Below are 21,052 nucleotides of genomic sequence, written 5' to 3'. Positions count from 1 at the left end.
GATTATCCCTCCTTCTTTTCTGAAACAACGATCGTGATATGGCTTGTGCGTTTGTTAATTGCGCTAGCACGACCTTGTGCACGAGGACGGAAACGTTTTAATGTTGGTCCTTCGTTCACATAAGCTTCTGTAACAACGAGCTTATTAACGTCCATGTCATAGTTGTGTTCTGCGTTTGCCACTGCAGATTTTAATACTTTCTCGATAATCGGAGAAGCAGCTTTTGGCATATGACGAAGAATGGCAACTGCTTCACCTACTTGCTTTCCTCGAATTAAGTCAATGACTAAGCGAGCTTTACGAGGAGCAATTCGAACCGTTCTAGCAACAGCTTTAGCCTGCATAATGAAAGCCTCCTCTCATATTAACGTCTTGTTTTCTTATCATCAGCAGCATGGCCTTTGTATGTGCGCGTTGGCGCAAATTCACCGAGCTTATGACCAACCATGTCCTCTGTGATGTAAACCGGAACGTGTTTACGACCATCGTAAACAGCGATCGTATGACCGATGAATTGCGGGAAAATAGTTGAACGACGAGACCATGTTTTGATTACTTGTTTTTGTCCAGTTTCGTTCAATTTCTCAATTTTTTTCATTAAATGATCATCACAAAAAGGACCTTTTTTCAAGCTGCGACCCATAAGTGAACCTCCTTTCGTGATTGCTCTACGGTTCTTTTGAACCGTAGCTCAACCCCGTTATTTTTTACGACGACGTACGATAAATTTATCAGATTTATTTTTCTTCTTACGCGTTTTGAATCCAAGTGTTGGTTTGCCCCATGGAGTCATTGGAGACTTACGTCCGATTGGTGCTTTACCTTCACCACCACCGTGTGGGTGATCGACTGGGTTCATAACAGAACCGCGAACTGTTGGACGAATGCCTAACCAACGAGCGCGTCCAGCTTTACCGATGTTCACAAGCTCATGTTGTTCGTTACCAACTTGACCGACTGTTGCGCGGCAAGTTGCTAAAATCATGCGAACTTCACCTGAAGATAAACGAACAAGTACGTACTTACCTTCTTTACCAAGCACTTGTGCAGATGTACCTGCAGCGCGCACTAATTGTCCACCTTTACCAGGTTTCAACTCAATGTTGTGAATTACTGTACCAACTGGAATGTTTGCTAAAGGTAATGCGTTACCTACTTTAATGTCCGCATCTGGACCTGACATGATTTCCATGCCAACTTCTAAGTTTTTCGGTGCGATGATGTAACGTTTTTCACCATCGGCATAATGAATTAATGCGATATTCGCAGAACGGTTTGGATCGTATTCGATTGTAGCAACGCGTCCTGGAATGCCATCTTTATCGCGTTTAAAGTCAATAATACGATATTGACGTTTATGACCGCCACCTTGGTGACGAACTGTCAATTTACCTTGGTTGTTACGACCGCCTTTTTTCTTTAAAGGGGCAAGCAACGATTTTTCCGGCTTATCTGTTGTAAGCTCAGAGAAGTCTAAAACCGTCATACCACGACGACCGTTAGACGTTGGCTTATATTTTTTAATCGCCATGTCCATTTCCCTCCTTCACTTTTAAACTTATACTTCAAATAGTTCGATCTCTTTGCTGTCTGGCGTTAATGTAACAATCGCTTTGCGACGGCGGTTTGTTAATCCGCTGTAGCGACCAACACGTTTGAACTTTCCTTTATAGTTCATAATGTTGACCTTTGCTACTTTTACGCCGAAGATCGCTTCAATCGCATCTTTTACTTCCGTTTTGTTCGCTTTTACATCAACTTCGAACGTATATTTTTTCTCACCCATTAACTCTGTTGAACGTTCAGTAATGACGGGGCGCTTAATAATATCGCGAGGATCTTTCATTATACAAGCACCTCCTCTACTTTTTCCACGGCAGCTTTTGTAATGACAAGCTTGTCGTGGTTGAGTACATCAAGAACGTTAATTCCGCTTGCTGTTACGACTGTAACTCCTGGGATGTTGCGGGCTGAAAGAATGACGTTCTCGTTTGCATCTGCTGTTACAATTAACGCTTTGCGATCAACAGAAAGGTTGTTTAAAATTTTAACCATTTCTTTTGTTTTCGGTGCTTCAAGTGTTAAATTGTCTAATACAACGATGTTGTTTTCAAGCACTTTTGAAGATAAAGCTGATTTAATTGCTAAGCGACGAACTTTTTTCGGAAGTTTGTAGCTGTAGCTGCGTGGAACTGGACCAAATACAATACCACCGCCGCGCCACTGTGGAGAACGAATCGATCCTTGACGAGCGCGTCCAGTACCTTTTTGACGCCATGGTTTACGGCCACCGCCGCTTACTTCTGCACGATTTTTTGTTTTATGAGTTCCTTGACGCAAGGAAGCACGTTGCATAATTACCGCTTCAAATAACACATGTTTGTTCGGTTCAATACCAAATACGGCATCGTTTAATTCGATTTCACCGATGTTTTCTCCGTTTTGGTTGTACAATGCTACTTTTGGCATTGGGTGTTTCCTCCTTTCTTAAAGAAATTATTTCGCCTTAACCGCGCTTTTAATGATAACAAGCCCTTTGTTTGGACCTGGTACGTTTCCTTTAATTAAAATTAAGTTGCGTTCTGGATCCACTTTGACAACTTTTAAGTTTTGTACTGTTACTCGCTCGCCACCCATGCGACCTGGAAGCTCTTTTGATTTGAATACACGGTTTGGAGCGATTGGACCCATTGAACCAGGACGACGATGATAACGAGAACCGTGCGCCATTGGTCCACGAGATTGTCCATGGCGTTTAATTACACCTTGGAAACCTTTACCTTTTGACGTTCCTGTGACGTCAACGATTTCACCTTCGTTGAAAATGTCCACTTTTACTTCTTGACCTACTTCATATTCTGCAAGATTCACACCACGAATTTCACGAATGAAGCGCTTAGGTGTGGTGTTTGCTTTTGCAGCATGACCTTTTTGCGGCTTGTTCGCTAATTTCTCACGTAAATCTTCAAAACCTAATTGAATCGCTTCATAACCGTCGTTTTCAATCGTTTTCTTTTGAAGAACTACGTTCGGAGTCGCTTGAATTACCGTTACAGGAATAAGATCCCCGTTTTCAGCAAACACTTGAGTCATGCCGATTTTTCTTCCTAAGATTCCTTTCATCTTTCACACCTCCTATATAGCAATTACAACTTGATTTCAATATCAACACCAGACGGTAAGTCTAAACGCATTAAAGAATCTACTGTTTGTGGAGTCGGATTGACGATGTCAATTAAGCGTTTATGTGTGCGCATTTCGAACTGCTCACGAGAGTCTTTGTATTTATGAACCGCACGTAAAATCGTGTACACCGTTCTTTCAGTTGGTAACGGAATCGGTCCAGATACAGTTGCGCCTGAACGCTTTGCAGTTTCCACAATTTTCTCAGCAGATTGATCAAGAATTCGATGATCATACGCTTTTAAACGAATACGAATTTTTTCTTTTGCCATTATTTTCCCTCCTTCTTCGCCTATTTTTAAAATAGACATTCTCCATGGAAATTTCCTTCACACTCGCCATGGCAAAGCGGCCGGGTGTGTCAGCAACCTCCCACTTCATCGCAGTCAAAGACCAACGTTTATTATTATATATAAAATCCATAGCTAATGCAAGTTTTTTTATTTCTTTTCTTCACAAACTGCCTTTCCTATTATACATATTTCGTCATGCATTTTCAATGGAGCAAAAAAATAAGTGGTCTAGCTGACCGCTAGACCACTTCCATCGATTACTCGATGATTTCAGATACAGAACCTGCACCTACTGTACGTCCACCTTCGCGGATCGAGAATTTTGTACCTTCTTCGATCGCGATTGGCGCGATTAATTCTACTGTCATTTCGATGTTGTCGCCAGGCATTACCATCTCAACGCCTTCTGGAAGTTGGATGATACCTGTTACGTCCGTTGTACGGAAGTAGAATTGTGGACGGTAGTTAGAGAAGAAAGGAGTATGACGTCCACCTTCTTCTTTTGTTAACACGTAAACTTGCGCTTTAAATTTTGTGTGTGGAGTGATTGTTCCTGGTTTTGCTAATACTTGACCGCGTTGTACTTCGTCACGAGAAACACCGCGAAGAAGTGCACCGATGTTGTCACCAGCTTCAGCTTGGTCAAGAAGCTTACGGAACATTTCAACACCTGTAACAGTTGTTGCTTTTGGCTCTTCAGAAAGACCGATGATCTCTACTTGGTCACCAACTTTTAAGATACCGCGCTCAACGCGACCAGTAGCAACTGTACCACGACCAGTGATTGAGAATACGTCCTCAACTGGCATCATGAACGGTTTATCGATTTCGCGTTGTGGAGTTGGGATGTACTCATCAACAGCGTTCATAAGCTCAATGATTTTTTCTTCCCAAGCTGGATCTCCCTCAAGTGCTTTTAACGCAGAACCTTTAATTACAGGAACTTCGTCTCCAGGGAAGTCGTATTCAGATAATAAATCGCGAACTTCCATTTCAACAAGCTCTAAAAGTTCTTCATCGTCTACCATGTCGCATTTGTTTAAGAATACAACGATGTAAGGTACACCTACTTGGCGAGAAAGAAGAATGTGCTCACGAGTTTGTGGCATTGGACCGTCAGCAGCAGATACAACAAGGATCGCGCCGTCCATTTGCGCAGCACCTGTGATCATGTTTTTCACGTAGTCAGCGTGACCTGGGCAGTCAACGTGTGCATAGTGACGGTTGTCAGTTTCGTACTCAACGTGTGCAGTTGAGATTGTAATTCCGCGCTCACGCTCTTCTGGAGCAGCGTCGATTTGGTCATATGCGCGTGCTTGTGCTTTACCTTGTTTCGCAAGAACTGTTGTGATTGCAGCTGTTAAAGTTGTTTTACCATGGTCAACGTGGCCGATTGTACCAATGTTGACGTGTGGTTTCGTACGTTCGAATTTCTCTTTAGCCATTATAATATCCTCCTTAGTGTTTTTTATTAAGTATAGAATATAGAATGCTCGGAAGTGAAAGTGCACAGGCACGTCCACTTCCAAGTCTTACATAAGTATTTATACTTGAACAATGCTAGAAAATCAATTATTCACCTTTATTTTTTTTGATGATTTCCTCGGCAATGCTTTTCGGAACTTCTTCATAATGGTCGAATACCATTGTGAATGTTCCGCGACCTTGTGTATTTGAACGCAATGAAGTTGCGTATCCAAACATTTCAGAAAGTGGAACCATCGCGCGAACAACTTGTGCGTTACCGCGAGCTTCCATACCTTCGACGCGACCACGACGAGAAGTGATGTCACCCATGATGTCACCTAAATATTCTTCAGGGACGATGACTTCTACTTTCATGATCGGCTCAAGCAACACAGGATCACATTTTGATGCTGCGTTTTTCAACGCCATAGAAGCAGCGATTTTGAACGCCATTTCGCTTGAGTCAACATCGTGGTAAGAACCGTCGAATAATTTCGCTTTAATATCAACAACTGGGTATCCAGCAAGAACACCGTTTTGCATTGCATCTTCAAGACCTGCTTGAATTGCAGGGATGTATTCTTTTGGAACAACCCCACCAACAATCGCGTTTTCGAATTCGAAGCCTTTTCCTTCTTCGTTTGGTGAGAACTCGATCCAAACGTGACCGTATTGACCGCGACCACCAGACTGGCGCACAAATTTTCCTTCAACTTGTGCAGATTTACGGAATGTTTCACGGTATGCAACTTGTGGAGCACCAACGTTTGCTTCTACCTTAAACTCGCGACGCATACGGTCAACGATGATGTCAAGGTGAAGCTCACCCATACCCGCGATGATTGTTTGACCTGTTTCTTGGTCTGTCCATGCACGGAATGTTGGGTCTTCTTCTTGAAGTTTTTGTAATGCTGTGCTCATCTTATCTTGGTCAGCTTTTGACTTCGGTTCGATCGCGATTTGAATAACTGGCTCTGGGAATTGCATAGACTCTAGGATGACTGGGTCTTTTTCATCACACAATGTATCACCAGTTGTTGTATCTTTTAAACCTACAGCTGCCGCAATGTCACCTGCGTAAACTTGTGCAATTTCTTCACGGTGGTTTGCGTGCATTTGTAGAATACGACCGATACGTTCACGCTTACGTTTTGTTGAGTTCAACACGTAAGAACCAGAGTTTAATGTGCCAGAGTATACGCGGAAGAACGTCAACTTACCAACGTAAGGATCTGTCATAATTTTGAACGCTAACGCTGCAAAAGGAGCATCGTCGCGCGCTTCGCGAACTGTTTCTTCTTCTGTATCAGGAACAGTTCCTTTAATCGCAGGAATGTCGACTGGCGATGGTAAGTAGTCAACAACCCCATCAAGCATTAATTGAACGCCTTTGTTTTTGAATGCAGAACCACAGAATACAGGGAAGAATTGAACAGAAACTGTCGCTTTACGAATCGCAGCTTTTAATTCTTCTTTTGTAATTTCTTCCCCTTCTAAATATTTCATCATTAATTCTTCATCAAGCTCTGCAACTGCTTCAATTAATTTTCCGCGATATTCTTCAGCCATATCACGATAGTCTTCAGGAATCTCGATGCGCTCGATGTTTTTTCCTAACTCATCGTGATAGTGGTATGCGCACATTTCAACAAGGTCAATGATGCCTGTGAATTGATCTTCTGCACCAATTGGTAATTGGACAGGGTGCGCATTCGCTTGTAAACGGTCATGAAGCGTTTTTACAGAGTATAAGAAGTCTGCGCCAATCTTGTCCATTTTGTTTACGAAAACGATACGTGGAACACCGTATGTAGTCGCTTGGCGCCATACTGTTTCTGTTTGCGGTTCTACACCTGATTGTGCGTCTAATACCGCCACTGCACCGTCTAATACGCGCAATGAACGTTCAACTTCTACTGTGAAGTCGACGTGTCCAGGTGTATCGATGATGTTAATACGATGGCCTTTCCATTGAGCTGTTGTTGCTGCGGATGTGATGGTAATTCCGCGCTCTTGTTCTTGCTCCATCCAGTCCATCGTTGCTGCGCCCTCATGAACTTCACCGATTTTATGAACGCGTCCTGTGTAGAAAAGGATACGTTCTGTTGTTGTTGTTTTACCGGCGTCAATATGGGCCATGATTCCAATATTGCGAGTGTTTTCCAAGGAGAACTGTCTTGCCATATGGATTTTTTCTCCTTCCTTAAATGAAGTGTCGTAATTTATTTTGCATACAGGAATATAGGCGAATGAGCGATGGGCATGCTTTTTTAGTTTCAACCGCATCGCTCTCACCTATTCTTAATTTAACGAAAAAATTACCAACGATAGTGTGCAAACGCTTTGTTTGCTTCTGCCATTTTGTGTGTATCTTCGCGTTTTTTCACAGCTGCACCTGTGTTGTTAGCAGCATCCATAATTTCATTTGCTAAACGCTCTTCCATCGTTTTTTCTCCACGAAGACGAGCGTAGTTCACAAGCCAACGAAGACCTAATGTTGTGCGGCGTTCTGGACGCACCTCAACAGGAACTTGATAGTTTGCACCACCAACACGGCGTGCGCGAACTTCAAGAACTGGCATAACATTTTTCAACGCTTGCTCAAACACTTCCATTGGATCTTTACCTGTGCGTTCACGAATAATATCGAACGCTGTGTAAAGAATTTTTTGTGCTTTACCTTTTTTACCGTCAATCATAATTTTATTGATTAAACGTGTAACTAGCTTTGAGTTGTAAATTGGATCTGGTAACACATCTCGTTTAGGAACCGGACCTTTACGTGGCATAGTTTTTCCTCCTTTCAGTGAAAATCAGCGAGAAATGATAAATGTTATTTCTTAGCTGCTTTTGGTTTTTTCGCACCGTATTTTGAACGACCTTGCATACGGTTTGCCACACCAGCTGTATCTAAAGCACCGCGAACGATGTGGTAACGTACCCCTGGTAAGTCTTTTACACGTCCACCGCGAATTAATACAACGCTGTGTTCTTGTAAGTTATGACCGATACCTGGGATATAAGCAGTTACCTCGATACCGTTAGATAGACGTACACGGGCATATTTACGAAGCGCAGAGTTTGGCTTCTTTGGTGTCATTGTACCTACACGTGTACATACTCCACGTTTTTGCGGAGAGTAAACAGTTGTTTGAACTTTTTTGAAGCTGTTATACCCTTTATTTAACGCAGGTGATTTAGATTTCACTACCTTTTTTGTACGACCTTTACGTACAAGCTGGTTAATTGTAGGCATGGTAAATTTCCTCCCTTCACAATCAAATTCAAGCCCACACATCCAGGTGGCTCATTTTTATGCAAAAACAAAGTTTTTGTAGTAAACCCACAAAAACAGTTTTTAACGAATGATCGCAACAGCAGCCGCTCCTACATCGATTTTACATGCTTTCCCGAGCTTTTTCATCGAGTCCACTTTACAAACAGGTACATTTGCCTCTCTTGCTGCTTCTAGCACTTTATCGATAATTGCTACATCCGCATCTTCAGCAATCACGATCTCATGTACCTTTCCATCTTTCAGAGCTCGTACTGTTTGTTTCGTTCCTACAATAATCTGTTTCGCCTGTGCGACTTTTTCATAAGACATGTAACATATCCTCCAAAGTGACAGGTTTTCGGAACACCTTTATTATGCTATCACTTTCTGCGTGCTGTGTCAACTATTTTTTGACCTATTGCTAGCAAACGATGCTAGCAATAGGTTCATCATTATTTCGTTGTAACAGCGTCTTCGTCTTTTGCTGTTTTAATTATCGGCTTTACTTTGCGGTAACGAGCCATACCTGTTCCCGCCGGAACAAGTTTACCGATAATGACGTTTTCTTTTAATCCAAGTAATTCGTCACGTTTTCCTTTAATTGCTGCATCCGTTAAGACACGTGTCGTCTCTTGGAATGAAGCTGCAGACAAGAACGAATCTGTTTCAAGCGATGCTTTCGTAATTCCGAGTAGCACCGGACGAGCTGTCGCCGGACGTTTACCCTCCATCAATACTTTTGTATTCGCATCCGTAAATTGATGGATGTCAAGTAGTGTACCTGGCAACAAGTCTGTATCGCCTGCATCGATGACGCGAACTTTACGAAGCATTTGGCGAACCATGACTTCAATATGTTTATCGCTAATTTCTACCCCTTGCATGCGGTATACTTTTTGTACTTCACGCAACAAGTATTCTTGTACAGCATTCATGTCTTTGACTCTCAACAACTCTTTCGGGTCAATTGAGCCTTCTGTTAGTTCTTGACCACGCTCAACTTTCTGTCCTTCTTGCACTTTCAAGCGAGCGCTGTAAGGAGCTGTATACGTACGTGTCTCGACTTCGCCTTGAATAACAATTTCACGTTGACGGTCACGCGTTTCGTTAATCGCCACAACAACACCATCAATTTCTGAAATGACGGCTTGACCTTTTGGATTACGCGCTTCAAACAACTCTTGTACACGCGGTAAACCTTGCGTAATATCGTCTCCTGCTACCCCACCAGTATGGAACGTACGCATCGTGAGCTGTGTACCTGGTTCACCGATCGATTGGGCTGCGATAATACCGACCGCTTCACCAACTTCAACTTCCGCACCTGTTGCCAAGTTGCGTCCGTAACATTTTTTACATACACCGTGTCGCGTATTACATGTAAATGCAGAACGAATCCACACTTCTTCAATACCCGCTTTGACAATGGCGTTTGCGATGTCTTCTGTGATCATTTCGTTTTCACGCACAAGCACTTCGCCTGTTTCTGGATGTTTTACCGTTTTTCGTGCATAACGTCCAATGAGACGATCTTCAAGCTTCACGATCACTTCCGTACCATCTTTTAATGCACGAATTAACGTACCACGATCTGTGCCGCAGTCGTCTTCGCGAATAATGACGTCTTGTGCAACGTCAACGAGACGACGTGTTAAATAACCAGAGTCCGCTGTTTTTAACGCTGTGTCCGCAAGACCTTTACGCGCACCGTGTGTTGAAATGAAGTACTCAAGTACCGTTAAACCTTCGCGGAATGAAGATTTAATCGGAAGCTCGATAATACGTCCAGCTGGGTTTGCCATTAATCCACGCATACCAGCAAGTTGCGTAAAGTTCGATGCGTTACCACGGGCTCCAGAGTCACTCATCATGAAAATTGGATTTCGTTTATCAAGCGATTCCATTAAGCGACCTTGAATTTTATCTTTCGCCGCACTCCAAATCGAAATAACACGCTCATAACGTTCTTCATCAGTAATTAAACCGCGTCTAAATTGTTTTAATACCGTGTCAACTTTTGCTTGTGCTTCTTCTAAAATTTCTTGTTTTTCAGGCAAGACAACAATGTCCGCGACACCAATTGTAATACCGGCTTTTGTTGAGTACTTAAAGCCAAGATCTTTCATGCGGTCAAGCATTTTAGATGTTTCTGTAATTTTGAAACGTTTAAACACTTCCGCGATGATGTTACCAAGAATTTTTTTCTTAAATGGTGGAACGAGTTCGAGCTTACGGATTTCTTCTTTCACGTTCACACCTTTATCTAAGAAATACTTATCCGGCGTTCGTTCTTCAATGTTCTCTTGCGTCGGCTCATTAATATATGGGAATGACTTCGGCAAAATCTCATTGAAGATTAACTTTCCAACTGTCGTGATCAGCAACTTATTATTTTGCTCTTCTGTAAACGTTTCGTTTTTCAACGAACCGGCATGAACGGCGATGCGTGTATGCAAATGAACATAGCCATTATGGTAAGCTAACAGCGCTTCGTCCGTATCTTTAAAGACCATTCCTTCTCCAATTGCACCTTCTCGTTCCATCGTTAAGTAGTAGTTTCCTAAAACCATGTCTTGTGAAGGCGTAACGACTGGCTTTCCGTCTTTCGGGTTCAAAATGTTTTGTGCCGCAAGCATAAGTAGACGTGCTTCCGCCTGTGCTTCTGCTGAAAGTGGTACGTGCACAGCCATTTGGTCACCGTCGAAGTCGGCGTTGTATGCCGTACATACAAGTGGATGTAATCGAATCGCACGCCCTTCTACAAGCGTCGGTTCGAAAGCTTGAATACCGAGACGGTGAAGGGTCGGTGCGCGGTTTAATAACACCGGATGCTCTTTGATGACAGATTCTAAAACATCCCAAACTTCTGGGTGGACGCGCTCAATTTTTCGCTTCGCACTTTTAATGTTATGTGCTAAGCCACGCTCTACTAATTCTTTCATAACGAACGGTTTAAACAACTCAAGCGCCATTTCTTTCGGTAATCCGCATTGATACATTTTCAAGTTCGGACCGACAACGATAACGGAACGACCAGAGTAGTCAACGCGCTTACCGAGCAAGTTTTGACGAAAACGACCTTGCTTTCCTTTTAACATATGGGAAAGCGACTTCAACGGACGGTTTCCTGGGCCTGTAACCGGACGGCCACGGCGACCGTTATCAATTAACGCATCAACCGCCTCTTGAAGCATCCGTTTCTCGTTTTGAACGATAATGTTCGGCGCCCCAAGATCTAATAGACGTTTTAAACGGTTGTTTCGATTAATGACACGACGATATAAATCGTTCAAGTCCGATGTCGCAAAACGACCACCGTCTAACTGTACCATCGGGCGCAACTCAGGCGGAATAACCGGTAGTACATCTAAAATCATCCAGGAAGGATCGTTACCAGAGTTACGGAACGCTTCAAGCACTTCAAGACGTTTGATCGTACGAGCACGACGTTGTCCTTGTGCTGTCTTCAATTCCTCTTTTAACGTTTCTACCTCTTTTTCAAGATCGATGTCTTGTAACAATTTTTTAATCGCTTCCGCACCCATTGAAGCTTGAAACGAATTTCCGTACTTCTCGCGATACGCGCGATATTCTTTTTCAGAAAGCAATTGCTTCTTTTCTAACGGCGTATCGCCTGGATCCGTCACAACGTAAGATGCAAAGTAAATGACTTCCTCTAGCGCGCGAGGGGACATGTCTAAGACAAGTCCCATGCGGCTAGGAATTCCTTTAAAGTACCAAATATGTGAAACAGGGGCTGCTAGTTCAATATGACCCATGCGCTCACGGCGAACTTTTGCACGTGTGACTTCGACACCGCATCGGTCACAAACGACACCTTTATAACGAACGCGCTTATATTTTCCACAATGACATTCCCAGTCTTTCGTCGGACCAAAAATGCGTTCGCAAAACAGTCCATCTTTTTCTGGTTTTAATGTTCGATAGTTAATCGTTTCTGGTTTTTTAACTTCACCATACGACCAAGAACGAATTTTCTCGGGTGAAGCGAGTCCGATCTTCATATATTCAAACTTATTCACATCTAACAAGGGGCCTACCTCCCTTTTAGTATCCAGGTTTTACCCTTATGTCAACACGCTATTCTTTTACAACAACGCCGTCATCTTCTTTGGCTGACTCATCTGTAGGTGGGATGATGTCAACTGGTTGAACGTCATCATCTTCCCCAAAGTTTTCCATACTAATTTCTTTTTCATCACTTGATAAAACTGTGACGTCCATACCCAAGCTTTGTAGCTCTTTAATTAACACTTTGAACGATTCAGGAACGCCTGGTTCTGGAACGTTTTCGCCTTTCACAATCGCCTCGTATGTTTTCACGCGACCAACGACATCATCTGATTTGACAGTTAAAATTTCCTGCAACGTATAAGCTGCACCGTATGCTTCAAGCGCCCATACTTCCATCTCACCGAAACGCTGACCACCAAACTGCGCTTTTCCGCCAAGCGGTTGTTGCGTAACAAGTGAGTACGGACCTGTCGAACGAGCATGCAGTTTATCGTCAACCATGTGCGCAAGCTTAATCATGTACATAATACCGACAGAAACACGGTTGTCAAACGCTTCTCCAGTCCGTCCGTCGTATAGAACGGTTTTCGCATCGCGTGCCATTCCCGCCTCTTCTAACGTTGCCCATACATCCTCTTCACGAGCACCGTCAAATACAGGCGAAGCGACATGAAGACCCAACTTTCTCGCCGCCATTCCAAGATGCAGCTCAAGCACTTGCCCGATGTTCATACGCGAAGGTACACCTAATGGGTTTAACATGATGTCAACTGGTGTGCCATCTGGTAAAAACGGCATATCTTCTTCAGGTAAAATACGAGAAATAACCCCTTTATTCCCATGGCGTCCTGCCATTTTGTCACCTTCGGAAATTTTCCGTTTTTGTACAATGTATACACGGACAAGTTGGTTTACACCTGGCGGCAACTCATCGCCGTCTTCGCGAGTAAACACTTTGACATCAAGAACGATTCCGCCCCCACCATGTGGTACGCGTAAAGATGTATCTCGAACTTCACGTGCTTTCTCGCCAAAGATAGCATGTAATAGGCGCTCTTCTGCAGTTAACTCCGTAACACCTTTTGGAGTAACTTTACCAACAAGCAAGTCTCCATCTTTTACTTCTGCACCGATGCGGACAATACCGCGTTCATCTAAGTTACGAAGCGCATCTTCACCAACGTTTGGAATATCGCGCGTAATTTCTTCCGGACCGAGCTTTGTATCGCGCGCTTCAGATTCGTATTCCTCGATATGAATCGATGTATACACATCGTCTTTCACGAGACGCTCGCTCATAATAATCGCGTCCTCGTAGTTGTATCCATCCCATGTCATGAACGCAACAAGCACGTTGCGACCAAGTGCTAACTCGCCTTTTTCCATCGATGGACCGTCAGCTAAAATTTCACCTTTCTCTACAATGTCACCAGCTTTAACAATCGGGCGTTGATTGTAGCACGTTCCTTGGTTTGAACGAACAAACTTCAACAGACGATATTTATCTAAGTCACCTTTGACTTCTTTTCCATCGACTTCGATTAAACGGCGTACCCAAATTTCTTTCGCTTCGACTCGCTCAACAATTCCGCGATGCTTACAAATGACTGCAGCACCAGAGTCTTTCGCTGCCACATACTCCATTCCTGTACCAACGATTGGAGCTTCCGGTTGCATAAGTGGAACAGCCTGACGTTGCATGTTCGCACCCATAAGTGCACGGTTGGAGTCATCGTTTTCTAAAAATGGGATACACGCTGTAGCTACGGATACGACTTGCTTTGGTGAAACGTCTACATAATCGACACGATCACGTTTAACGACAATGTTTTCACCGCGGAAACGAGCAACAACGTTCTCTTCTAAAAACGTCCCATCTTCCGCAATCAGAACGTTTGCTTGAGCCACAACGTAATTGTCTTCTTCATCCGCTGTTAAATAATCAATTTGATCCGTTACTTTTCCTGTCTCAGGATCAACACGACGATAAGGTGTTTCAATAAAGCCAAATTTATTCACTTTTGCGTATGTCGAAAGCGAGTTAATTAATCCGATGTTCGGACCTTCTGGCGTTTCGATCGGACACATGCGACCATAGTGTGAATAGTGAACGTCACGCACTTCAAAACCAGCACGTTCACGCGTTAAACCGCCCGGACCAAGCGCAGAAAGACGACGTTTATGTGTCAATTCGGCCAGTGGGTTCGTTTGATCCATGAATTGCGACAACTGCGAGCTTCCGAAAAATTCTTTAATAGCCGCAATGACCGGACGAATATTAATGAGTTGCTGTGGTGTAATTGTGTTTGTATCTTGAATGGACATCCGTTCACGAACGACGCGCTCCATGCGCGAAAGACCGATCCGGAACTGATTTTGCAGCAACTCCCCGACAGAACGAAGTCGACGATTTCCTAAATGGTCGATATCGTCTGTATCGCCGACGCCATGCAATAAGTTAAAGAAGTAGCTAATAGATGCAATAATATCTGCAGGTGTAATATGTTTTACTGTTTCTGGAATATACCCATTACTAATGACTGTGATGACTTTTTCGCCATCTGGATCGTTTGGAGCATAAATTTTGATTGCTTGCAAAGCAAACTCATCTTCGACAACGCCCCCAAGCGGTTGGTATTTACGTATACCGATCCCTTTTTCGAGCTCAGGTAAAATGCGGTCGAGCGTTCTCCGATCAAGAACCGTTCCTTTTTCAGCAATCACTTCACCCGTTTCTGGATGAACGAGCGTTTCTGCTAAACGTTGACCGAATAAACGGTTTTTAATATGGAGCTTTTTGTTAATTTTATAACGACCAACGCTTGCTAAATCGTATCGTTTTGGATCAAAGAAACGAGAGATGAGCAAGCTTTTTGCGTTTTCAACGGTAGGCGGCTCCCCTGGACGTAACCGTTCGTAAATTTCAAGCAACGCTTTTTCTGTACTTTCTGTGTTATCTTTTTCTAACGTATTACGAATATACTCGTTATCACCAAGTAAATCGACAATCTCTTGGTCTGAACCAAAACCTAACGCTCGCAATAACACGGTCACGGGCAATTTACGCGTACGATCAATGCGAACGTACACAACGTCTTTTGCATCTGTTTCATATTCAAGCCATGCACCGCGGTTTGGAATAACGGTAGCTGTAAAGCCACGTTTTCCGTTTTTATCTACTTTTCCGCTATAATATACGCTCGGTGAACGAACAAGCTGAGAAACGATAACGCGTTCAGCACCATTAATAATGAACGTGCCTGTTTCTGTCATTAACGGGAAATCTCCCATAAATACATCTTGTTCCTTTACTTCACCTGTTTCTTTATTGATTAGGCGTACTTTCACCCGAAGCGGTGCTGCGTATGTAACGTCGCGTTCTTTTGACTCTTCGACAGAGTACTTTGGTTCTCCTAAGCTGTAATCAATAAATTCTAGTGACAAATTCCCTGTAAAATCTTCGATCGGTGAAATATCTTGAAACATTTCACGCAATCCTTCGTCGAGAAACCACTGGTAAGAAGAAGTTTGAATTTCGATTAAGTTTGGTAGTTCTAACACTTCACTAATGCGCGCATAACTTCTTCGTTGGCGGTGTCGTCCGTATTGAACTAGTTGACCTGTCAACTGATTCACCCCTCAAATCAAACATTAATAACTTGTCATCAGACAAAAAAGAAATGGTTTCTTATAAGAAAACCACATGTTTGACCTATTATATATTTTATAAGTTTTTCCTTTAAAACTAAAATTATACATACATACACAGCATACGTAAACTAAAAAAATACACATTTAGCATTTTATAATGGTATCATACTGAAAATCGAGCGTCAAGCGTTTTTTGCTCGAATAATAAAGTAACCTTTTTTCTTTTCCACAACATCAACTTCATCAAAAATCGTTTTTAACTTTTCCAAAGCGGATGGGGCACCTTGTTTCTTTTGAATGACAACCCATAGTTGACCACCAGAAAGCAAGTAGTTCGCACTTTGCTCGAAAATGGAATGAACGACTGCTTTTCCTGCACGAATCGGCGGGTTTGTCACAATTGCAGCAAACTTCCCTTCTACTCGATCAAATAAGTTGCTTATGTAAATCTCAGCATTTTCAATGTCATTTTGCTGTTTGTTTTTCTTAGCCAATTCAATCGCTCGCTCATTTACATCGATCATATGTACCATTCGATGAGGAAAATCTTTCGCTAGCGCCAAACCGATTGGCCCGTATCCACAACCAACATCAAGAATATTTCCACTCACATTTGGTTCCACGAATGTTTCAATTAGTAGTCGGGAACCGAAATCGACTTCTTTTTTTGAAAACACACCTTGATCAACGGTAAATAAAAACTGATGACCTCGTAACATATACGCCCATTGAAACGGCTTACTTTCTACCACAGGTCGCTCCGTATAGTAGTGATCACCCATCACTCTCACCTCTCTTTCCTTTATTGTAAACGAATGCACATAAAAACACAAAGAAGCTCGCCGTTTTGAGCGAGCTTCTTTACTTTATTACTTAATTTCAACTTTCGCGCCAGCTTCTTCAAGTTTCGCTTTGATTTCTTCAGCCTCTTCTTTAGAAACGCCTTCTTTAACTGGCTTTGGAGTGTTGTCTACTAAGTCTTTTGCTTCTTTTAAGCCAAGACCAGTAAGTTCGCGTACAACTTTGATAACTTTGATTTTTTGCGCGCCGCCATCTGCAAGGATAACGTCGAATTCAGTTTTTTCTTCAGCAGCAGCACCAGCAGCAGCACCACCAGCAACTACTACAGGAGCAGCAGCAGTTACACCAAATTCTTCTTCGATTGCTTTTACTAAGTCGTTTAATTCTAAAACAGTCATATTTTTAACCGCTTCAATGATTTGTTCTTTAGTCATGATCGATCTTCCTCCTTAATATTTTAGTTTTAGGCAATTTGAAAATTAAGCGCCCTGTTCTTCTTTCTTCTCAGCAACCGCTTTTGTAACAAGCGCAAAGTTGCGGATTGGTGCTTGAAGAACGCTAAGCAACATAGAGAGCAAGCCTTCGCGAGATGGGAGCTCTGCAAGCGCCTTAACTTCTTCAAGTGTCGCTACGTTACCTTCGATGATACCTGCTTTAATTTTTAACGCTTCGTTCTTTTTCGCGAATTCGTTTAAAATTTTTGCAGGAGCAACGACATCATCATTGCTGAATGCAATCGCATTCGGACCTGTTAATGTTTCATCCAAACCTTCTAATCCTAACTCAGCAACAGCACGACGAGTTAATGTATTTTTGTACACTTTGAACTCGATGCCCGCTTCGCGAAGTTGCTTACGAAGCTCTGTAACTTGAGCGACATTTAAGCCGCGATAATCAACAATGATCGTTGATTTGCTCGCGCGAAGCTTTTCAGCAATCTCCGCTACTAGCTGCTGCTTTTGTTCAAGTACGCTGCTCATGTCAACACCTCCTGTAGAAGTTGAGTTTCGACACCACTTATACCGTTCAATAAAAAACCTCCATGTCAACGCAGACATGGAGGCCCCCGAAAAGTGCAAGATGCACTTATTTATGAGTCTCAACACCTCGGTAGGAAATTAAGCCTATATGAGGCACCTACTGTCTACGGTACAAATGATATTCGTTTTTCAAACAATGAATAGTATACTAAAGCGTTTCTAAAAAGTCAATATCTATAATTAGTTAGAAACAGCAACTGTAGAAGGATCTACTTTTACGCCAGGTCCCATTGTTGAAGCGACTGTTACGTTTTTCACGTATGTGCCCTTCGCCGCTGCTGGCTTCACTTTTAAGATTGTCTCATAGATTGTTGCGAAGTTTTCTACCAATTTTTCAGTATCAAATGATACTTTACCGATCGGCACGTGGATGTTTCCTGCTTTGTCAACGCGGTATTCTACTTTACCAGCTTTAATTTCATTAACCGCTTTCGCCACGTCAAATGTAACTGTTCCTGTTTTAGGGTTTGGCATTAAACCTTTTGGTCCTAAAATACGACCGATTTTACCTACCTCACCCATCATATCAGGAGTTGCAACGATCACATCGAACTCAAACCAACCTTGTTGAATTTTGTTGATGTAATCTGTATCACCTACATAATCTGCACCTGCTGCTTCTGCTTCTTTCGCTTTTTCACCTTTTGCAAGCACTAATACGCGGCGTACTTTACCTGTACCGTGTGGTAATACAACCGCACCGCGAATTTGTTGATCCGCTTTCTTCGGGTCAACTCCTAAACGGAAAGCAACCTCTACTGTTGCATCAAATTTTGCAACGTTTGTCTTTTTCACTAATTCGATCGCCTCTTGCACAGCGTATGCTTTTGAGCGATCAATCAACTTCGCTGCCTCTAAGTAACGTTTTCCTCTTTTCGGCATGTTCATTTCCTCCTTTTGTGGTTTTAACGGAAAGACCTCCCACGAATAAAGGTTGCGAAAACTATATAGTTCGCTTCCGCAACCTTCTCCAGCCAGATCTTCATTAGTCTTCGATGACGATACCCATGCTGCGCGCTGTTCCTTCGATCATGCGCATAGCTGCTTCAATGCTCGCCGCGTTTAAGTCTGGCATTTTTGTTTCAGCAATCTCGCGCACTTTGTCGCGCTTTACTGTTGCCACTTTATTACGGTTTGGCTCACCAGAACCAGACTCGATACCAGCCGCTTTTTTAAGTAATACAGCAGCAGGTGGAGTTTTCGTAATAAATGTAAATGAACGGTCTTCATATACCGTAATTTCAACAGGAATAATTAAACCTGCTTGATCAGCTGTACGAGCGTTGAATTCTTTACAGAATCCCATGATGTTAACACCAGCTTGACCTAATGCTGGACCGACTGGTGGTGCTGGATTCGCTTTCCCTGCAGGAATTTGCAATTTGACAACTTTAATTACTTTTTTAGCCACGAGACACACCTCCTTAAGTCCGTGATGTGGTATTAGGGATGTTCCCTCCCACTCCATATATAAAAACAATCATCGCATTCGTCTCAATGATTGAGACATACTGACCTTAAAATATTATCACTTTTCTTGCTCATTTGCAAGTTGTTTACTATTATATTTTTTCAATTTGCGAAAAGTCAAGCTCTACTGGTGTTTCACGCCCGAACATGTCAACGAGCACAGTTACTTTTTGCTTATCCATTTCGATTTCTTGGATCGTTCCAACAAAATTCGCAAATGGACCTTCTTTAATACGAACTGCTTCATTTAATTCAAAATCAAAATCCAAATCAATTAAATCAACGCCCATCCGTTTTAAAATCGCGGAAACTTCTTCTTCAAGAAGCGGCGTCGGTTTAGATCCGGCACCAGCTGAACCAACGAACCCTGTTACCCCTGGAGTATTACGAACGACATACCAAGAATCGTCTGTCATAATCATTTCAACAAGGACGTAACCTGGAAAAACTTTCTTTTTGACAACTTTCTTTTTGCCACCTTTTGTGTCTGTTTCTTCCTCCTCAGGCACAACGACGCGAAAAATTTTATCTTGCATGCCCATCGACTCAACACGTTTTTCTAAGTTTGTTTTTACCTTGTTTTCATAACCCGAATACGTATGAATAACATACCAATTCTTTTCCATTTGATGGGACGATATCGTCCTTCCCTCCCTAAACAAATCTTTTTTAGGCAAAATAAAAACCCGTCACCGGGCTTTATTTCTTGTTTGTTATCTTTCATTATACCATGGATATACGACCACTATTCAAGTATAAGACGAACTAACTCTGAAATTCCTAAATCAACAACAGCAAAAAATACAGTAAAAAACGCCACCGTCGCCAGAACGGTAATTGTATAGTTCACTAGTTCTTTTCGTTTTGGCCAGCTGACTTTTTTCATCTCGCGAACAACTTCGCGGAAAAACTTCGTTACTCGTTGCATAGAAAACCCTCCAACATCTCGGGATCATCAACTTACTTCGTTTCACGGTGAATCGTATGCGTATGGCATGTTTTACAAAACTTTTTCATCTCTAGCCGCTCATCGTAATGAGCTATATTTTTCATCGTTGTATAGTTTCGGCTTAAACATTGACTACACGCTAAAATCACTTTTTTGCGCATACGTTTTCCTCCGATACACTGCGTCTTAAAGACTGTATCATACAATATTTTTTTATGTCAATATTATAAACGAATTCCTTGAATTTCTACATACTTTTCTAGTTTGCGTTTCACGCGTTGCAAGGCATTGTCAATCGATTTGACATGACGATTGAGTTCTTCCGAAATTTCTTGATATGATCGACCTTCTAAATAAAGGAGAAGCACTTTTCTTTCTAAATCGCTGAGTAGCTCGGTCATCTTTTCTTCAATGTGATTGAACTCTTCTCTATTAATAATTAGTTCTTCGGGGTTTGTTATTTTCGTTCCCGAAAGAACGTCCATCAATGTACGGGCAGAATCATCTTCGTAAATTGGCTTGTCCAATGAAACGTAACAATTGAGAGGAATGTGTTTTTGGCGCGTAGCCATCTTAATAGCTGTAATCATTTGGCGAGTAATGCATAACTCTGCAAACGCCTTAAATGAAGATTGCTTGTCTTCTTTGAAATCCCGGATCGCTTTATATAGCCCGATCATTCCTTCTTGCACAATATCTTCGCGATCTGCACCGACTAAAAAATATGAACGTGCTTTCGCTCGAACAAAATTTTTATACTTATGAATTAAGTAATCAAGCGCCTCACTATCACCTTGATGTACGAGTTCTACAATCATTTCATCTTCTAATTGTTCGTAACGGCTTTGTTGTTTTTTGTTTACATTTGCGCTCACGCCGATCCCCC

The 21,052-nt window shown here is 42.4% G+C and carries 23 protein-coding genes and 1 other annotated feature; all 23 genes read right to left on the bottom strand.

The features are described from left to right. Window positions 1-2: 2 nt before the first annotated feature. A complete protein-coding gene (gene rplV, locus NST18_RS00645; protein WP_064214000.1) occupies window positions 3-344 on the bottom strand; it encodes a 50S ribosomal protein L22 in 342 nt (113 codons plus the stop codon). A gap of 20 nt (window positions 345-364) precedes the next feature. Then, window positions 365-643, bottom strand: coding sequence for a 30S ribosomal protein S19 (gene rpsS / locus NST18_RS00640; protein WP_003397663.1), 279 nt, complete (start codon window positions 641-643; stop codon window positions 365-367). A gap of 57 nt (window positions 644-700) precedes the next feature. Beyond that, the gene (gene rplB, locus NST18_RS00635; protein ID WP_003397662.1) at window positions 701-1,531 is read right to left on the bottom strand and encodes a 50S ribosomal protein L2; all 831 of its coding nucleotides are present in this window, start codon (window positions 1,529-1,531) and stop codon (window positions 701-703) included. 27 nt (window positions 1,532-1,558) lie between these two features. After that, window positions 1,559-1,846: a 50S ribosomal protein L23 gene (rplW, locus tag NST18_RS00630; RefSeq protein ID WP_004888670.1), complete on the bottom strand. Its 288-nt coding sequence runs from the start codon at window positions 1,844-1,846 to the stop codon at window positions 1,559-1,561. Then, window positions 1,846-2,469, bottom strand: coding sequence for a 50S ribosomal protein L4 (rplD, locus tag NST18_RS00625; RefSeq protein ID WP_064213999.1), 624 nt, complete (start codon window positions 2,467-2,469; stop codon window positions 1,846-1,848). The genes rplW and rplD overlap by 1 nt, the downstream gene beginning before the upstream one ends. Before the next feature lie 27 nt (window positions 2,470-2,496). Continuing rightward, complete coding sequence (gene rplC, locus NST18_RS00620; protein ID WP_004888665.1) at window positions 2,497-3,123, bottom strand: 50S ribosomal protein L3; 627 nt, start codon at window positions 3,121-3,123, stop codon at window positions 2,497-2,499. 23 nt (window positions 3,124-3,146) lie between these two features. Continuing rightward, entirely contained in the window at window positions 3,147-3,455 is a 309-nt protein-coding gene (gene rpsJ, locus NST18_RS00615) for a 30S ribosomal protein S10 (RefSeq protein ID WP_009361489.1), read from the bottom strand. Window positions 3,456-3,733: 278 nt separating this feature from the next. Further along, window positions 3,734-4,921, bottom strand: a complete 1,188-nt coding sequence (tuf, locus tag NST18_RS00610; protein ID WP_004888661.1) for an elongation factor Tu — start codon at window positions 4,919-4,921, stop codon at window positions 3,734-3,736. Window positions 4,922-5,048: 127 nt separating this feature from the next. Then, window positions 5,049-7,127, bottom strand: coding sequence for an elongation factor G (gene fusA / locus NST18_RS00605; RefSeq protein ID WP_004888659.1), 2,079 nt, complete (start codon window positions 7,125-7,127; stop codon window positions 5,049-5,051). A 134-nt stretch (window positions 7,128-7,261) separates the two neighbouring features. Next, complete coding sequence (gene rpsG / locus NST18_RS00600) at window positions 7,262-7,732, bottom strand: 30S ribosomal protein S7 (RefSeq protein ID WP_004888658.1); 471 nt, start codon at window positions 7,730-7,732, stop codon at window positions 7,262-7,264. 44 nt (window positions 7,733-7,776) lie between these two features. Next, window positions 7,777-8,199 (bottom strand): 30S ribosomal protein S12, encoded by a 423-nt coding sequence (gene rpsL, locus NST18_RS00595; protein ID WP_003397652.1) that lies wholly within the window; start codon window positions 8,197-8,199, stop codon window positions 7,777-7,779. Window positions 8,200-8,301: 102 nt separating this feature from the next. Continuing rightward, the gene (locus NST18_RS00590; protein ID WP_004888656.1) at window positions 8,302-8,550 is read right to left on the bottom strand and encodes a 50S ribosomal protein L7ae-like protein; all 249 of its coding nucleotides are present in this window, start codon (window positions 8,548-8,550) and stop codon (window positions 8,302-8,304) included. A gap of 122 nt (window positions 8,551-8,672) precedes the next feature. Next, a complete protein-coding gene (gene rpoC, locus NST18_RS00585) occupies window positions 8,673-12,272 on the bottom strand; it encodes a DNA-directed RNA polymerase subunit beta' (RefSeq protein ID WP_004888655.1) in 3,600 nt (1,199 codons plus the stop codon). A gap of 49 nt (window positions 12,273-12,321) precedes the next feature. After that, window positions 12,322-15,882, bottom strand: coding sequence for a DNA-directed RNA polymerase subunit beta (rpoB, locus tag NST18_RS00580; protein ID WP_004888653.1), 3,561 nt, complete (start codon window positions 15,880-15,882; stop codon window positions 12,322-12,324). Window positions 15,883-16,088: 206 nt separating this feature from the next. Next, window positions 16,089-16,688, bottom strand: a complete 600-nt coding sequence (locus tag NST18_RS00575) for a class I SAM-dependent methyltransferase (protein WP_004888651.1) — start codon at window positions 16,686-16,688, stop codon at window positions 16,089-16,091. Window positions 16,689-16,775: 87 nt separating this feature from the next. Next, a complete protein-coding gene (rplL, locus tag NST18_RS00570; protein WP_003397647.1) occupies window positions 16,776-17,141 on the bottom strand; it encodes a 50S ribosomal protein L7/L12 in 366 nt (121 codons plus the stop codon). A gap of 45 nt (window positions 17,142-17,186) precedes the next feature. Continuing rightward, a complete protein-coding gene (rplJ, locus tag NST18_RS00565; protein WP_004888648.1) occupies window positions 17,187-17,687 on the bottom strand; it encodes a 50S ribosomal protein L10 in 501 nt (166 codons plus the stop codon). A 42-nt stretch (window positions 17,688-17,729) separates the two neighbouring features. Further along, window positions 17,730-17,875: a sequence feature (ribosomal protein L10 leader region), on the bottom strand. Between the two features lie 52 nt (window positions 17,876-17,927). Then, window positions 17,928-18,629 (bottom strand): 50S ribosomal protein L1, encoded by a 702-nt coding sequence (gene rplA / locus NST18_RS00560; protein WP_004888645.1) that lies wholly within the window; start codon window positions 18,627-18,629, stop codon window positions 17,928-17,930. A 103-nt stretch (window positions 18,630-18,732) separates the two neighbouring features. After that, window positions 18,733-19,158, bottom strand: coding sequence for a 50S ribosomal protein L11 (gene rplK, locus NST18_RS00555; RefSeq protein ID WP_003397643.1), 426 nt, complete (start codon window positions 19,156-19,158; stop codon window positions 18,733-18,735). A gap of 151 nt (window positions 19,159-19,309) precedes the next feature. After that, window positions 19,310-19,843: a transcription termination/antitermination protein NusG gene (gene nusG / locus NST18_RS00550; RefSeq protein WP_004888641.1), complete on the bottom strand. Its 534-nt coding sequence runs from the start codon at window positions 19,841-19,843 to the stop codon at window positions 19,310-19,312. Window positions 19,844-19,962: 119 nt separating this feature from the next. After that, window positions 19,963-20,145, bottom strand: coding sequence for a preprotein translocase subunit SecE (secE, locus tag NST18_RS00545; protein WP_004888640.1), 183 nt, complete (start codon window positions 20,143-20,145; stop codon window positions 19,963-19,965). 32 nt (window positions 20,146-20,177) lie between these two features. Then, window positions 20,178-20,327, bottom strand: a complete 150-nt coding sequence (gene rpmG, locus NST18_RS00540; protein WP_004888636.1) for a 50S ribosomal protein L33 — start codon at window positions 20,325-20,327, stop codon at window positions 20,178-20,180. A gap of 63 nt (window positions 20,328-20,390) precedes the next feature. Continuing rightward, window positions 20,391-21,041 (bottom strand): RNA polymerase sporulation sigma factor SigH, encoded by a 651-nt coding sequence (gene sigH, locus NST18_RS00535; RefSeq protein WP_340721129.1) that lies wholly within the window; start codon window positions 21,039-21,041, stop codon window positions 20,391-20,393. Window positions 21,042-21,052 lie beyond the last annotated feature (11 nt).

Origin of the sequence: Anoxybacillus sp. FSL W8-0104 (assembly GCF_038004465.1) — a bacterium.
Taxonomy (GTDB): Bacteria; Bacillota; Bacilli; order Bacillales; family Anoxybacillaceae; genus Anoxybacillus; species Anoxybacillus flavithermus_G.
Note: the sequence above shows the minus strand (reverse complement) of the source record. Positions and strands in the feature narration are given on the sequence as shown.